Origin of the sequence: Paraburkholderia sp. EB58 (assembly GCF_050436665.1) — a bacterium.
GTDB lineage: Bacteria > Pseudomonadota > Gammaproteobacteria > Burkholderiales > Burkholderiaceae > Paraburkholderia.
Genome location: NZ_JBNDMQ010000011.1, coordinates 211,015 through 225,027 on the forward strand (window position 1 = coordinate 211,015; position 14,013 = coordinate 225,027).

A 14,013-nucleotide genomic window follows, 5' to 3' on the forward strand; every position below is an offset into this window, starting at 1 on the left:
CCATCCTAGAACGCCGTCCCGATCTGGAACTGGAATTTCTGGTACTGGTCGCCGGCGTGCTTCACAAGCGGGAAACCCAAGCTGAGTTTGAGCGGCCCGATTGGCGAGATCCACGCGAGACCCGCACCGTACGCGTACCGCAAGCCGTTGGCGCCCACGCTGTTGCCTTCCGTGCCCCAGACGTTACCGCCGTCGAAGAACGTGAAGACGCGCAGCGTGCGGTCGTAGCCGGTACCCGGCAGCGGGAACGTCAATTCGATGTTGCCGACCAGCATCTTCGAACCGCCGATCGGATCGCCTGTCGTCACATCGCGCGGACCTAGCGAACTCGGCTCGTAGCCGCGCACCGAACCGATACCGCCAGCGTAATAGTTCTTGAAAATCGGATACGGCTTGCCGTCGAGGCCGTTGCCGTAACCACCCTGGAAGTTCAGGCCCAGCACGAAGCCGCGCGCAAATGAGTAGTAGTACTGTGCCTGAATATCCGTCTTATAGTACGGCGTACTGCCCAGCGGCGAACCCCATTCGGCGTTGAACTGCGTGAAGTAACCGCGGCTCGGTACCAGTGCGCTGTCCCGGCTATCGCGCGACCAGCCTACCGTCAGCGGAATGTTGTTCGACACGCGCCCGAAGGAGTTGACGTAGTCGATATAACTTTGCGGCGTGGTCGAGTCGACGTCCAGACGATTCTGTTCGATGCCGAGACCGAAGTACACCATGTCGGCTTCGGAGAACGGGATGCCGAATTTGAGGTCCGCGCCGAGCGTAATGATGCGGAAGCTTGTGTCGTTCACGCTGGAGAAATCGAGCGGTTCACTGGTGCGGTAGTAAACGTCGGTAATACGCTTGATGCCGTCCACCGTGAAGTACGGGTCCACCTGGGTGACGGTCAGCGTGCGGAACGTCGTCGCCGTGTTCACGTTGACCGCGAGGCTCGTGCCCGAACCGAACACGTTGTCCTGCGACACGCCCGCCGAAATGATCGGGCCTTCGCCGGAACCGTAGCCGAGACCCAGCGTCACTGAACCGGTCGGCTTTTCTGTCACCTTGACGTTGATGTCGACTTCGTCGGCGGTGCCTTCGACGGGCACGGTGGTGACATCGACGTCGGTGAAATAGCCGAGACGGTTGATGCGGTCTTTCGACAACGCAAGGCGGCTGGAGTCAAACCACGAGCTTTCGAGTTGGCGCATTTCGCGGCGGATCACTTCGTCGCGCGTGCGGGTGTTACCGACGATGTTGATGGTTCGCACGTACACCCGGCGGCTCGGGTCGACCTGCAGTGTCAGGTCGGCCGTGTGGTTTTTCTGGTCGATCTGCGGCTGCGCGTTCACTGTGGCAAATGCGTAACCGTATTCGCCTAGCTTGTCGACCACCGCCTTGGTGGCGGCCTTCAGCTTGGCCGCCGAGAAGCGGTCGCCCGCCTTGATCTTCACCAGCTTCTGCAGTTCCGGACCGCGGTCCAGCAGGTTGCCCGCCAGATGGATGCCGGAAATCGTGTACGGCTCACCCTCGTGCAGCGTGAGCGTCAGGTACATATCTTTCTTGTCCGGCGACAGCGAGACCTGGGTCGAATCGATGTTGAACTCGAGGTAGCCGCGATCCAGATAGTACGCGCGGAGGTTCTCGAGGTCGGTGGTCAGCTTGTCTTTCGAGTACAGGTCGTTCTTCGTGTACCACGAGAACCAGTTCGGCGTGGACTGCTGCATTTCATCGCGCAGCGTGCCGTCGCTAAACACCTTGTTGCCGATGAAGTTGATCTGGCGGATCTTCGCGCTCGGACCTTCGATCACCGAGAACAGCAGGCCGACGCGGTCGCGGTCAATCGGCGTGACGGTGGTCGTGACTTCGGCGGCGTAGTAGCCGTGCGTCAGGTACTGGCGTTTCAGTTCCTGCTGGGCGCGGTCGACCAGCGACTTGTCGTAGTAACGGCCGAGCGACAGCCCGACCGAGTTCAGCGCCTTGGTCAGGTTGTCCTTGTCGAATTCGTGGAGACCCGAGAAGTCGATCGTGCCGATCGCGGGACGCTCCTGCACCTGCACGATGACGACATCGCCTTCGGTCGAGATCTTGACGTCATTGAAGAAGCCGGTCGCGTAAAGCGCACGGATTGCTTCAGAAGCCTTGTCGTCGGTGAAGGTGTCGCCCTGCTTGATGGGCAGATACGAGAAAACGGTGTTCGGTTCGACGCGTTGCAAGCCTTCGAGCCGGATGTCGCGAACCACAAATGAATCAGCTGCGCTCGCCGACACTGTCGACGCACTTAGGCTGACGAGGGTCAGTGCCCTCAAGCAGCGGGACAACAAGATTTTTGCTTTCATGCAGAGCGAGCGAAAAAAAATCCACGTAGACACGAAAACCGCTGCCACGTGTTGTCCAATGGACGACTCGCGAGGTGCGGATGGAGGAGCGACTCGTTGTTCTATTGCAACCTGAAGCCCGAGACGCCGCTGCCCTGGACGAGGCCTTTGATTAGCGCAGGCACCGCCGGTCCGTTCGCGAATGTCCATGTCTACCGTCCACGAATGTGAAGCACTCCGCTAGTCGAAGACACGGAGGCACGTCACCTGGCAAATCCGACTCTGGTAACCACCGACCGAGGCGGCGTCAAGGGTGGAAAACGTCACCGGGCTCGCGAATATTCCGGCGCGCGAAAAATAAAATAAGTGGAATAGTCGGGCGTCCTCGATCGTTGTACAGAGATCGTTGTGCCGATAAGCAAGGGGGACATGATGTCCAAATCACTCGTGATGTTGACGCTTTTGGCCGGTCTGGCTGCGCCTTTCGTTTCACCGGGTATCGCGTTTGCTCAGGTTTGCGATCCCAATCTCGCAGATGACTCTCTTAACCGATGCCCACCGAGCAACGGCGGCGGCGGTCACGTCGACCACCGGCCCGACCGGTTGCCTCACCCAGACAATGATTTACACGGGAACAACGGCATGCATGGCAGCCCCGGCACCCACAGCGCCGAAGGAAGCTCCACTTTTAACAGCGGCGCGGCTCACAGCGCAGGCATGGGGCACGGCGGCGGCGCCGCAGGTGGAGCGGGCGGGGGGCATGGAAAATAGAGGTCGGTGTGGCCCTGTAACGCAAGCTAGTCAGGTTTTCTGATAGAGGCAAAGCCGCACAACATTTGGACGATGTTGCAACCAGCGCCACGCCTCATGCGTGCTCGGTGAGGCCGTCTTCCCAGTACGGTGGCTCGCCGATCACCTCCGCAAAGAAGTCGACAAACGAGCGCACCTTTGAGGACACAATCTTTTTCGGTGGATAGACCGCCCAGATAGCCGGTTCGGCCTTGCCCGCCCGTGCTTCCCATTCTGGGAGTGCGCGGATCAGGCGTCCCTCGCGTAGCGCTGCGCCCACGAGCCAGGTCGGCAGGAGAGCGATGCCGCATCCCGCCTGCGCGAGGTCGAGCACAGCCTCGGAGTCGTTTCCACGCAACCGGCCCTTCAATTCAACGAGTGTCTGCTCCAACGCGGCTTTTGAATTTGCCGTGCGGGTGAGAAACCATTTGTCACCCGGCGGCAGCGCCACGCGCAGTGATTCATGACCCGCGAGGTCCGAAGGCACAGACGGCATCCCGTTTCGCTCGAAATATTCCGGACTGCCGCAGACGATGCGCCGATGTGGCGCGAGACGTCGGGCCATCAATGAAGAATCGGACAGGACCCCGGCGCGAATGGCCAGGTCAATCCCAGCATCGATCATGTTCAGGGTATCGCCCGTCAGCACGAGGTCGAGGTCAATGTCCGGGTAGCGGGTCATGAATGCTGGAAGGTGCGGCACGACGTGCCGGCGCCCGAATGCGGATGGCATCGTCACGCGCAGCAGACCCTGCGGCGTGCTATTCAGGGACGACGTGGCTTGCCGCGCGTCATCGAGCGCATCGAGTGCCAGGATCGCGCGCTCACGAAATACCCTGCCGCCCTCTGTCAGCACGAGACCCCGTGTCGAGCGATTGAAGAGCGCGATACCAAGATCTTTCTCGAGGTCGCTCACATATCGCGAGATGGTCGAGGTCTTTACAGCCATTTCGCGCGCAGCTTTGCTGAAGCTCTGCAGCTCCGCCGCACGTACGAAAGCGTGTACCGCTGAAAAATAGTCCATTGATCCTGGCGCAATTCTGACTTGCAGAAACGGGAATTCACGACTCGAAGGCAGAGATACACTAAAGCCTCCGACCGGAAGACAAAAGCGAAAAGGGCAGCATATCCCTGTTCGCTCCGGAACGGCAAGTGCGCGAGCTTACTGTGTCGCGCCCGCCTGGCGCAGTGCATCCGCTGCAGAGGTGTTACGTTGCGCGAGGGCCATTTGCAGCGCGGTACCTCCGCGTGCATCGACGTGGTTGATGTTCGCGCCGTGTGCCACGAGCACTGGAATCATATCGAGCCGGCCGAACAGCGCGGCAAACGAGAGCGCCGTTTCGCCTGCATTATTGGTTTGATCGATAGCGCAATGCGTGTCGAGCAGAGTGTTCGCAATGTTCGTCTCGCCTTTGAAAAGCGCGCCCATGAGAGCCGTATTGCCATTCCGATCCGCGGCGCATGCATTGGCACCCGCAGCGAGCAGCGCCTTCAGCGTGTCCGGATGATTGTCGTAGGCGCTGAGAATAAGCGCCGTATAGCCCTCGGATGTCTTCGTCTCGAGGGGGAAATGCGCGTCGATCAATGCCTGCACGATATCGGTACGCCCGGCACGCGCAGCGGCAAACCAGTCGTCTGTATACCGTGGCGCGTCAGCGGCGCCCGAGTACGTTCCCGATAGATACATGTGCTGCGCACAACTGGCTGTCAACAGCGCGGCTATGACAGCGACCGCCGCGGTGCGAACCAGCCGCTGCACGGTAGAAAATCCTCGCATTACATTCTCCGTCGGGAATCGTATTCAAGAAGTGGCAGGCCTGCTTGCGCAGGCCCATAACGCATCAGTTATCGCTCAGATGTGAAGCGAGATCCTTCACGCGGCTCACGTCTGCGTTCGTTGCGTGCGCAAGGCGGGTACCGTAGTCCGAATCGGCCTTATAGAAGTACGACAGCATCGTGTACTTGTTCGTGTCGTTCGTCACACGGCCCAGGTCGCCCGACAACGCCGTGATCAGATCAGCCTTGTCCATGTCGGACAAGCTCCGGTAGTACTCACCAGCCTGACGGAAGTCGAGCGTCTTGTGGATCGCCGTTTGCTGGGTCGTGCCACTGAGCGGCGTCTGTACATACTTGTACCTGGCGTTCTGGGCGATTTCGCCGACGGTGGAGGGCTCGTAGTTCACTTCGCCCTTGCGATCGTCGTAGTTCATCTTGCCGTCCTGGTTGTTGTTGTTCACCGGGACGATCGGACGGTTAATCGGCAGATCGTTGTAGTTCGCGCCGAGGCGATACATTTGCGTGTCGGCGTAGGCGAACAGGCGGCCCTGCAACATCTTGTCCTCGGAAGGCTCAATGCCCGGCACGAGGCGCGACGGCGCGAACGCCGACTCTTCCGTGGATTGGAAGTAGTTGTCCGGAATGCGGTTAAGCGTCATTGTGCCGACCTTTTCCTCCGGAATCGACGACGGCCATACCTTCGTGTCATCGAGCGGATCGAAATCGTACTTGGCCAGATCCTTCGGCGACATAACCTGAATATAGAGGTCCCACTGCGGATACGAATGTGCCTTCACTGAGTTGTACAGATCATCCGTCATCAGATTCCAGTCCGCGCCGATCGAATGCTGGATATCCTGGGGGCGAATTCCTTCGATGCCCTGACGGCTCTTCCAGTGGAACTTCACGTAGTGAACTTCCCCTTGGGCGTTGACGAACTTGAACGCATGCACGCCAAAACCGTCCATGTGACGGTATGAATCCGGCATCCCCTCATCGGTGTAGAGGTGCGTCAGCATGTTCGTTGCTTCCGGCGTGTGGGCGAAGAAGTCAAAAGCCAGGTTCGGATCCTGAACGCCCGTCACGGCTGAAGGCTTGTTCGCATGCACGAAGTCCGGGAACTTGATCGCATCGCGGATGAAGAAGATCGGCCAGTTGATGCCGACCATGTCCCAGTTGCCTTGTTGGGTGTAGAACTTGATGGCGAAGCCACGCGGGTCGCGCGCTTGCTCCGGAGATCCGCGATAGCCCATCACGGTCGAGAAGCGTACAAAGACCGGAGTCTTGGTGCCCGGCGTGAACACCTTCGCGCTGGTCAGCGAACTGATGTCGGCGGTGGGAACGAACTCACCGAAGAGGCCCGTGCCGCGCGCGTGGACGACGCGCTCCGGGATGCGCTCCCGATCGAAGCGCTGCAGTTTCTCGATGAGACTCGAGTCCTGCAGAAGAACGGGACCGTCAGGACCCGCGGTCTGGGAATTTTCGTTGTCGCCGACAGGCGCACCTGTGTCGCGCGTCATGTCTTCGGCATACCCAGGTTGGGCGATGACGACCGCCGAGGCGATGGTGAAAATGCTTGCTGCGATTTTTGTCTTAAGTAATTTCATGTCTTAACCCGGAGTCAGGAGGAAACCCGCTGCTATCCTAAGATTCAGGCGCTGAAATCACCAATCTCCATTTTCTATCATTTCAATAGGAATGGAATTTAATTGTGTAATCCTATTTAGTTAATAAAAGTGAAAGCAATGTGATGAGAGGAACGTGATATACGTCGCGCGTGGGGGGCGGAGATAGAGACGACGATGTACCGGGCCCGTGGGCCGGTACATCGTCGTCACATTGCTACGGAAAGATCCGGTACGACACTCAAACCAGTACGCCGCCGCCGTCGACGACGATGATCTGCCCCGTGCTGAATCGCTCTTGCATGAGGTACAGATAGGTCTCGGCGATGTCCTCAGCTTCGCCAATGTAGCCGGTCGGCAGTGCCGCGGCAAAGTGGCTGTACATCGCCTCGCGATCGGACTCGCTCATGTTGTCCCACAGGGGCGTGCGAACGATACCGGGCGACACCGTGTTGACACGCAGCGGCGCCAACTCGACAGCCAACGCGCGCGTCAGCGACTCCATTGCGCCAAGCGTGCTCGACGGTACGGTCCATCCCTTGTTAGGCCGCAAGCTGGCGATGCCGGTGGTCAGCACGATCGAACCACCCTTGCGGATCAAGGCATGACCGTGTTTTACGGTCTTGAACGCGCCCCAGTAGCGCACTTCGAACGCCTGACGTGCGGTTTCGACGTCGGTCTCGGCCAGCGCGCCCAGCTGCAGGGCTTCGCCTGCGGTGTACACAAGGTGGTCGAAGGGCCCGATCTTCTCGAACCAGCTTTTGATCTGGGCTTCATCGGTGAAATCGACCGCCTGTCCTTGAGCGCTCGATGGCAGCTTCGCAAGCGCTGCGGCCACGCGCTCGGCGTTGCGCGATGCGATGATGACCTCGGCGCCTTGGTTCGCTGCCGCCAGTGCGGTCGCGAAGCCGATACCGGACGATCCGCCGGCGACCACGACGCGTTTGTCTTTCAAGCTCATAGGGATGCTCTCTTTGGGGGGGGTTAAGCGGGTGGGCGATTGCCATCGGCTTGACGGCTAACCGCCCACTGTGCCGCGAACTTTCGATTGCTCAGCGGTTGACCAGCCGCTTAGGCAGCGTCAGCGCAAGCGCGCCCACTACCAGCATGCTGACCGCGAGTGCGACTACGGCCAGCAGGGTCGAATGGGTCGCATCGATGATCCCGCCAATCAGGTACGGACTGACAAACCCTGCGAGATTGCCCACCGAGTTGATCACAGCGATTCCTGAAGCGGCCGCGGCACCGGTCAGCATCGCGGTCGGCAGGACCCAGAACTGCGTCATGGTGACGAGCACGGCTGCCGTTGCTACCGTCAGCGCGATCGTGGCGAGCATGGCCTCGTGCATAAATGCGGCGCTTGCGATCCAGCCTAGCGTGCCTGCCAATGCCGGAATCGTGATATGCCAACGCCGTTCGCGGCGTGCATCGGAATGGCGGCTCACAAGCAGCATGGCAACCACCGCAACGGCATAGGGCAGGGCGGTAAGCAGGCCCACGCTAAGCGGATTGCTGACGCCGGTGTTCTTGATCAGCGTCGGCAAATAGAACCCCACGCCATACAAGCCCATCATGATGAAGAAATACAGCACGCACATCAGCCAGACGCGCGGGTTGGTGAAGCCGTCGCGCGTCCGGTGGGACTGGACACCTTCGCGGTCGTCTGCCAGGTTGCGTGCAAGCAGCGCCTTTTCATCGGCGCTAAGCCAGCGTGCCTTCTCGACGCTGTTATCCAGAAAGAGCAGTACGACAATCCCCATCACCAGCGACGGAATCGCTTCTATCAGGAATAGCCATTGCCAGCCGGCCAGGTTGTGCGCGCCGGAAGCTGAATTCATGATCCAGCCGGATAGGGGCGCGCCCACTAATCCAGCAACGGGAATGCCAGTGATGAATAGCGCGAGGATGTTGGCGCGCCTGCGTGCCGGGTACCAGTAAGTCAGATACAGGATCACGCCGGGGAACAGTCCGGCTTCAGCGAGACCCAGCACGAAGCGCAGCACGTAGAACATCGTCGGGGTTTTGACGAACAGGGTCGCGGCCGAGACGATGGACCAGGTGATCATCACGCGCGCAATCCAGAGTCGCGCGCCGACGCGATGCAGCAGTATGTTGCTCGGCACCTCGAACAGGAAGTACCCGAGAAAGAAAATGCCGGCGCCGAGCCCATAAACCGTTTCGCTGAACTTTAGATCCGCGAGCATCTGGATCTTTGCAAAGCCAACGTTGACGCGGTCGAGATAGGCAACCACATAGCACATGAACAGCAACGGTACGATACGCCGCGTCACCTTGTCATAGACCGAATCGTCAACCGCGGCCGACGATACTGCGCCCGACGCGAGTATCCCGTTAGCCTGTGCCATGCCATCTCCTTGAACCGCGTGTTGCCATTGATCGATATAGACGCGCTGCCCGGATCACCCAGCTTGCGGTGCCGGGCATGCAGCGCGCCGAAACGTGGCAGCGTAGCGGCTGACGCAGCATTGCGAAAGCTACTCGTTACGCAAAACAGTTGTGCGTAAAAGGGCTTACGGCATTTCGATCAATACTGATTTTCGTATTGACGTCGAATGCCCCTATTTTTAACGAATAAGATGCTTAGGTGAGCTTCGATAAATCATCGCAGGCGATTGACTTGCACACAATGTGCTGCCAATTCGAAGCTGGAATATATCTGGAGTCCTCTCATGAAAAGTAAGCTTCTAACCGTTCTGTTGGTCGCCGCTTCCACCTCACTTGCGGCTCCCGCTTTCGCTAGCGGCTACGGCCCAGCGCCGTTTTATCGGCCGGGTATCGGCGCACCGGCTTCGCAGCAAGGGCAAAGCGCACAAACGGTTGCCGCCGAGCGTGCTGAGGCAAATGCCAATGAGGCATATGGCGGGTCGAGTGATCCCGCATCGCAATCGGGTCAGCATATGAAGGCTTCCGATGCACGGTCCGGGTCTTCCAGCAACTGATCTTTGCTAAATTATTTAGTGCACCATAGTACGCGCGGCCGTCAGCGGCGGTTGATCGCTTGCGAGCGTGGCAACCGCCGGCTGACGCGCACCGGGTCGAAGAAAAATGGCCAGTCGTGACGCGGACGCGAGCTGCAGCGTTTAGACGGCGTGGAGCACGTTGATTGCGCGCTTCGCCAGCAGTGGGGCGGTATTACGGCCATATTCCGCCATATGCGCCGAGGCTGCATGCGCTTTCAACGCTTCAGTACTTTCCCAACGCTCGACGACGGCGAACGTATCGTTTCCAAGCGGCGTCTGAAATCCACCAAAGTCGGGTACGTCGACAACTGCTTCGTAGCTGATGCAGCCGGTCTCCGCCAGCACCGCTGGACGGTTCTTGTTAAAGAGCGCGAGCACGGCCTCCCGTTGACCGGGTTGAGTAGTGATGGTGGCAAAGACATGGATCATTCGAGCATTCTCCGGTGATGGTTCGACGGCAAATCGCCGCCAGACATCATAGCGGCGTTCGCTTATACATGCTGCCCGGCATGCTTGCGGGAAGTCCAGCGCAACGGCGTCGCAGACGAATTCCTTCAGACGCTGCCACGAAAAAGGCCCCACCCGGAGCGGGCGGGGCAAATCGCTTTTGGAGTGCGCCACCACACGGTAGGCGCATCAATACATTAACGGCTCGCGGCTAACACATGAATGCCCCGTTTGCGCAAAAGACAATTCCAATAAAAGGCATGGCGCGATTCAGGTCGGAATGACGAGGCGGCTCTGTCTGCTGGAGTCGTGGCTCGCGCTCAACGCGGAAGGGTCGAGAGGTATGCGGCGGCAGCTTCAATCTGTGCATCCGACATTTGCGCCGCGACCGCCGTCATCGTCCCGGGTTTCACAGCACCCTTTTTTGCGCGATCCTGAAACTCGTGCAAACGTTCCACCGTAAAACTGGCTGGCTGTCCTGCGATGCTCGGGAAGCGCGCGCCATTGCCTGTTCCGCCAGCTGCGTGGCAGGCGAAACACGCTGTCACATTCGCTCCGTCGCCAGCCTGGGCGAGTTGCCGTCCCGTTTCGATCTGGGCGGCCGTTGGCGCCGTGACCGCCTGCGCGAGTGGCGGGTGCTGTGCGGCAAAGTAGTCGGCGAGTTGGCGCATGTCGCTATCGGACAGGTTCTTCGCGATGGGCTGCATCACCGGGCTTGCGCGCGTGCCGTCCTTGAACATCGATAAGGCATGCGCCAGATAATCGGCGTTCTGCCCGGCGAGCCGAGGGATCGCGCCCGTTGACGAACCTTCTCCGGCGGCACCATGGCACGCGGCACAGGTGGCGACAAGATTGCCATGCAGATCGGTTGCAGGAGGAGGCGTCGCAAAGGCGGGTGACGTGCCGAGCAACCCGGCGCTCAATATCAGTGCGAGCGTAGCGAAGGTCTTACCGAACGCAATGCGGGCTACACTTGTTCGCTTCGTTTGTGACTGGATCGGGTTTGAAAGAATTACGGGCGTCGGATGAAATTCGCGGCTTTGTCCGTCGCACTGTCGTGCGGACGAAACCTCGGTTGAAGTGGATGCCATCGGATACGTTGCGCTGGAGGAGGGGCGGGGCACCCATTATTTGGGCGATCGCCAGCGTGCGCATAGTTGGATATTTCGATTGCGGCTATTGAACGTCGCTATAGCGGTCCGCATTGGGTTCGGGACCACCCTCCGTTACCCGCTGAAAGGTCCGGAAAGATTATGTAAGGACTTGTCGCCCCAGGGTGCTTATTCGTGGGTTCTAATATCGCCGGCGTGAGGGACTATCGGCGTTGGAGTTCGTCTTGTGGGTTCGGTTGCTCCCACCTCCGTCTCTCTTAAGGTTAACGGACGCAGTAAAGGATTCTTTACCCGTGTCGCCAAAAATTTGACGGGTGGAATGTCCGATGCGCGATCCGGACCGCGTAACTTCCGACTGACAACGAAGAGGAATCGTTGAATACCTTGTTTGTAAGAACCATTTTGCTGTCGATGGTCGTGCTGATCTCGGTACACGCCGGCGTCATGCTGCTGGTTTGCGGGTCGACGGCAGGCAGCGACGAAAGCGCGCTGCAGACTGCCGTCGTTACCGAGCGGTCATTCAGCGGCGATCCATTGGAGAGCGCCGCCGAATTGTCATTGACGGTGCCGATGGCGCCGGTCTCGCTGGCGCCCGTTGCGATGAAGCTCGACCTCGCCGCGCGGCCGAAAATTGTGGACCTTCACCCGGCCGTCTACGAAGTGCCAGCGGCGGGTGCCTCCTTGAGCGACGTGGCAGTCCCCTGGACGCCGCGCCCGCCGGATAGCCTGCGTGACGATTCGCCATGGTTCGACGAGGCTCAGACCTTGCCGTTGGATTCGCGCTTCGCTTTTGCGGAGTGGGCGCTGTCCGTGGTGATCCTCGCGCTCGCTTTTTTTAGCCTCTGGCGCCTGCCGCGTCCGCTGCGCAGTGTCACGCATGCGGCGCGCGAGGCAGCGTGTGGTCGCCGCGTTGCTGCGGCCGTTCGCGAAGAGGGCCCGAGCGAATTACGCCGGGTGGTGCGGGCTTTCAACGAGATGTCGCGGCGTCGCAATGAGGCGCTCGAGGCACAGGCCGCGGCCCTGGCCGGCCTCGCCCAACATATGGAATACCAGGCGGCACGTTTGCGCACCCGCGCGCTCGAGGTCAACGAGTGGCACAAGCGCGTGGCGTTTGTCGAAGACATCGATTCGTTTTCCGACATCGCGCAGCAACTGCTGGAAGTCGCGGGACGCGGCAACAGTGCCGAGCAGGTCGTCTCGGTGGATGGCTTCCTGCGCGACCGCTTCTCGATGATCGGCACGATGGATGGCGCCTTGTTCGCCTGCGATCTGAAGGCGGGGCCGCAGTTCGTGATGTCGCGCCCGTTGCTCGAACGCCTGATGTCGAATCTGGTGGACAACGCGCTCGAACACGGTGAGCCGCCAATCGAAATCAGGACCTCGCGCAATCATGACGGCTGGCTCCTCAGCGTGCGCGATCATGGGACGGGCATCAAGGCGAGCGAGATGGCCAGCGCGACCAAGCCGTTCGTGCGTCTGAGCGCCACGCAAAAAAGCACCCAGCACTGGGGGCTCGGCCTTTCAGTGGTCGCGAGGCTGGCGCGCAGCTGCGGCGCGAGCCTGAAGCTGGGTAATCATCCCGATGGCGGACTGTGGGTGCGCATAATTTTACCGACGCGCTGAAAACTTTTTGACCCCAGCCTGGATCAGGGATGTCGTTTTGCGCGGTTGTGATTCGTCGTAGGGTAAAGCAGACTTCCGGGCAAATGCTATTCGGCCCGTTTTCCTTCCTGACCCAAGGTGACCGCGATGACAGTAAAGCTGTATGCCCATCCCTTTTCCTCTTACTGCCAAAAGGTTCTGACGGCGCTGTACGAGAACCAGACGCCGTTCGAATACTGCGAGCTGTCCCACGACAAGCCGCAATTGTGGGCGGAGCTCTCCGCGCTGTGGCCGTTCAGGAAGTTTCCTGTCCTCGTCGACGCGGGCCGCACGGTGACCGAGGCGACCGTCATCATCGAGTATCTAGGTCTGTACCACCCGGGGCCGGTGTCATTGCTGCCGGCGGACCCGCGCGCCGCGCTCGAGGTGCGCAGCATGGACCGCTTTTTCGACAACTACATCTCGACGCCGCAGCAAAAGATCGTCGCCGATAGCTTGCGGGCGGAAGGTGAGCGCGACCCTCGTGGTGTCGCCGACGCCGCCGCGATGCTCGATACGGCGTACGCCTGGCTCGACAAGACGATGGCAGGCCGCGAGTGGGCTGCCGGCGATCGCTTCAGCCTCGCCGATTGCGCGGCCGCGCCGTTCCTTTTCTACGCGGACTGGACCCATCGCATCGACCCGTCGTTCGGACAGGTGCTGGCGTACCGGCAGCGGCTGCTGGCTCGGCCATCCTTTGCCCGTGCGGTCGAGGAGGCACGCCCCTTTCGTCCATTGTTCCCGCTCGGCGCACCGGATCGCGACTGATCTGACCGCCATTGAGGGGGCGGCGAGCGGCGGCTCATGGTGCGGCGCGGGCCCGCCCGGCCCGTCGCAGCAAGGCTCACGGGATTGTTAGCGATCTCATAACTATGATTTCATCCTATCGACATAGACTTTCAATAGGGCTCCCCTAGAATTGACTCCAACGAAGCGACGCAGCAAGCAACCAGCGGCGCACCCGGTAATACGAAATTTCATTGGAGTCTCATCATGAAGACCAAACTGATCGCAGCCTTGCTCGTCGCCGTTTCCGCAGCCGTTGCTGCTCCGGCTTTTGCCAGCGGCTACGGCCCGGCACCGTTCTATCGTCCGTCGGCTGGCGCACCGGTTTCGCAACGCGGCCAGAGCGCCGTAGCGATTGCCGCTGAGCGCAACAGCACGGACAACGCCGCGGTCGACACCTCTTACGGCGGCGTGGCTAGCTCCTCGTCGCAGTCGGGTAGCCGCGATACATTTGCCACCAACAGCAACCTCTTCAGAGGCCATTAATCGGTTTGCGCGGCGGGCGTCGAGCATGCTTTGAGGCTAAAGCACAGCGATTGGGCCCGTCGCGCCCGTT

General features: G+C 60.2%; 12 protein-coding genes. 4 read left to right on the plus strand and 8 right to left on the minus strand.

The window, feature by feature from the left end; all coding sequences use genetic code 11:
* Positions 1 to 5 precede the first annotated feature (5 nt).
* From bamA to P3T40_RS18665, 6 genes are all read right to left on the minus strand, one after another.
* Positions 6 to 2,291, minus strand: a complete 2,286-nt coding sequence (bamA, locus tag P3T40_RS18640; protein WP_429269237.1) for an outer membrane protein assembly factor BamA — start codon at positions 2,289 to 2,291, stop codon at positions 6 to 8.
* 874 nt (positions 2,292 to 3,165) lie between these two features.
* A complete protein-coding gene (locus P3T40_RS18645; RefSeq protein ID WP_429269202.1) occupies positions 3,166 to 4,113 on the minus strand; it encodes a LysR family transcriptional regulator in 948 nt (315 codons plus the stop codon).
* Between the two features lie 138 nt (positions 4,114 to 4,251).
* Complete coding sequence (locus tag P3T40_RS18650) at positions 4,252 to 4,866, minus strand: ankyrin repeat domain-containing protein (protein WP_429269203.1); 615 nt, start codon at positions 4,864 to 4,866, stop codon at positions 4,252 to 4,254.
* 64 nt (positions 4,867 to 4,930) lie between these two features.
* Entirely contained in the window at positions 4,931 to 6,385 is a 1,455-nt protein-coding gene (locus P3T40_RS18655; RefSeq protein ID WP_429269238.1) for a catalase, read from the minus strand.
* A 346-nt stretch (positions 6,386 to 6,731) separates the two neighbouring features.
* Positions 6,732 to 7,451 (minus strand): SDR family oxidoreductase, encoded by a 720-nt coding sequence (locus P3T40_RS18660; protein ID WP_429269204.1) that lies wholly within the window; start codon positions 7,449 to 7,451, stop codon positions 6,732 to 6,734.
* A 91-nt stretch (positions 7,452 to 7,542) separates the two neighbouring features.
* Positions 7,543 to 8,856 carry an MFS transporter gene (locus P3T40_RS18665; RefSeq protein ID WP_429269205.1) on the minus strand — a complete coding sequence of 438 codons (1,314 nt, stop codon included), beginning with the start codon at positions 8,854 to 8,856 and terminating at the stop codon, positions 7,543 to 7,545.
* A gap of 324 nt (positions 8,857 to 9,180) precedes the next feature.
* On the opposite strand from P3T40_RS18665, the gene P3T40_RS18670 reads away from it, so the two are divergent.
* Entirely contained in the window at positions 9,181 to 9,450 is a 270-nt protein-coding gene (locus P3T40_RS18670) for a hypothetical protein (protein ID WP_429269206.1), read from the plus strand.
* A 141-nt stretch (positions 9,451 to 9,591) separates the two neighbouring features.
* Here the strand turns inward: P3T40_RS18670 and P3T40_RS18675 are convergent, their stop codons facing one another.
* Together P3T40_RS18675 and P3T40_RS18680 are read right to left on the minus strand one after the other, a co-directional pair.
* On the minus strand, positions 9,592 to 10,092 hold the full coding sequence (locus P3T40_RS18675) for a putative quinol monooxygenase (RefSeq protein WP_429269207.1): 501 nt from the start codon (positions 10,090 to 10,092) through the stop codon (positions 9,592 to 9,594).
* Between the two features lie 146 nt (positions 10,093 to 10,238).
* Complete coding sequence (locus tag P3T40_RS18680; RefSeq protein WP_429269208.1) at positions 10,239 to 11,009, minus strand: c-type cytochrome; 771 nt, start codon at positions 11,007 to 11,009, stop codon at positions 10,239 to 10,241.
* Between the two features lie 396 nt (positions 11,010 to 11,405).
* On the opposite strand from P3T40_RS18680, the gene P3T40_RS18685 reads away from it, so the two are divergent.
* The 3 genes from P3T40_RS18685 (at position 11,406) to P3T40_RS18695 (ending at position 13,943) form a co-directional block, all read left to right on the plus strand.
* Positions 11,406 to 12,653 carry an ATP-binding protein gene (locus tag P3T40_RS18685; protein ID WP_429269209.1) on the plus strand — a complete coding sequence of 416 codons (1,248 nt, stop codon included), beginning with the start codon at positions 11,406 to 11,408 and terminating at the stop codon, positions 12,651 to 12,653.
* A gap of 126 nt (positions 12,654 to 12,779) precedes the next feature.
* Complete coding sequence (locus tag P3T40_RS18690; protein WP_429269210.1) at positions 12,780 to 13,439, plus strand: glutathione S-transferase family protein; 660 nt, start codon at positions 12,780 to 12,782, stop codon at positions 13,437 to 13,439.
* A 225-nt stretch (positions 13,440 to 13,664) separates the two neighbouring features.
* Positions 13,665 to 13,943, plus strand: coding sequence for a hypothetical protein (locus P3T40_RS18695; RefSeq protein WP_429269211.1), 279 nt, complete (start codon positions 13,665 to 13,667; stop codon positions 13,941 to 13,943).
* Positions 13,944 to 14,013 lie beyond the last annotated feature (70 nt).

Bases quoted from the DNA above. Each gene is read 5' to 3' on its own strand.
- P3T40_RS18665 (WP_429269205.1), bottom strand. From the start codon at position 8,856: ATGGCACAGGCTAACGGGATACTCGCGTCGGGCGCAGTATCGTCGGCC.
- P3T40_RS18650 (WP_429269203.1), bottom strand. From the start codon at position 4,866: ATGCGAGGATTTTCTACCGTGCAGCGGCTGGTTCGCACCGCGGCGGTC.
- P3T40_RS18660 (WP_429269204.1), bottom strand. From the start codon at position 7,451: ATGAGCTTGAAAGACAAACGCGTCGTGGTCGCCGGCGGATCGTCCGGT.
- P3T40_RS18680 (WP_429269208.1), bottom strand. From the start codon at position 11,009: ATGGCATCCACTTCAACCGAGGTTTCGTCCGCACGACAGTGCGACGGA.
- P3T40_RS18645 (WP_429269202.1), bottom strand. From the start codon at position 4,113: ATGGACTATTTTTCAGCGGTACACGCTTTCGTACGTGCGGCGGAGCTG.
- P3T40_RS18655 (WP_429269238.1), bottom strand. From the start codon at position 6,385: ATGACGCGCGACACAGGTGCGCCTGTCGGCGACAACGAAAATTCCCAG.
- P3T40_RS18695 (WP_429269211.1), top strand. From the start codon at position 13,665: ATGAAGACCAAACTGATCGCAGCCTTGCTCGTCGCCGTTTCCGCAGCC.
- P3T40_RS18670 (WP_429269206.1), top strand. From the start codon at position 9,181: ATGAAAAGTAAGCTTCTAACCGTTCTGTTGGTCGCCGCTTCCACCTCA.
- P3T40_RS18690 (WP_429269210.1), top strand. From the start codon at position 12,780: ATGACAGTAAAGCTGTATGCCCATCCCTTTTCCTCTTACTGCCAAAAG.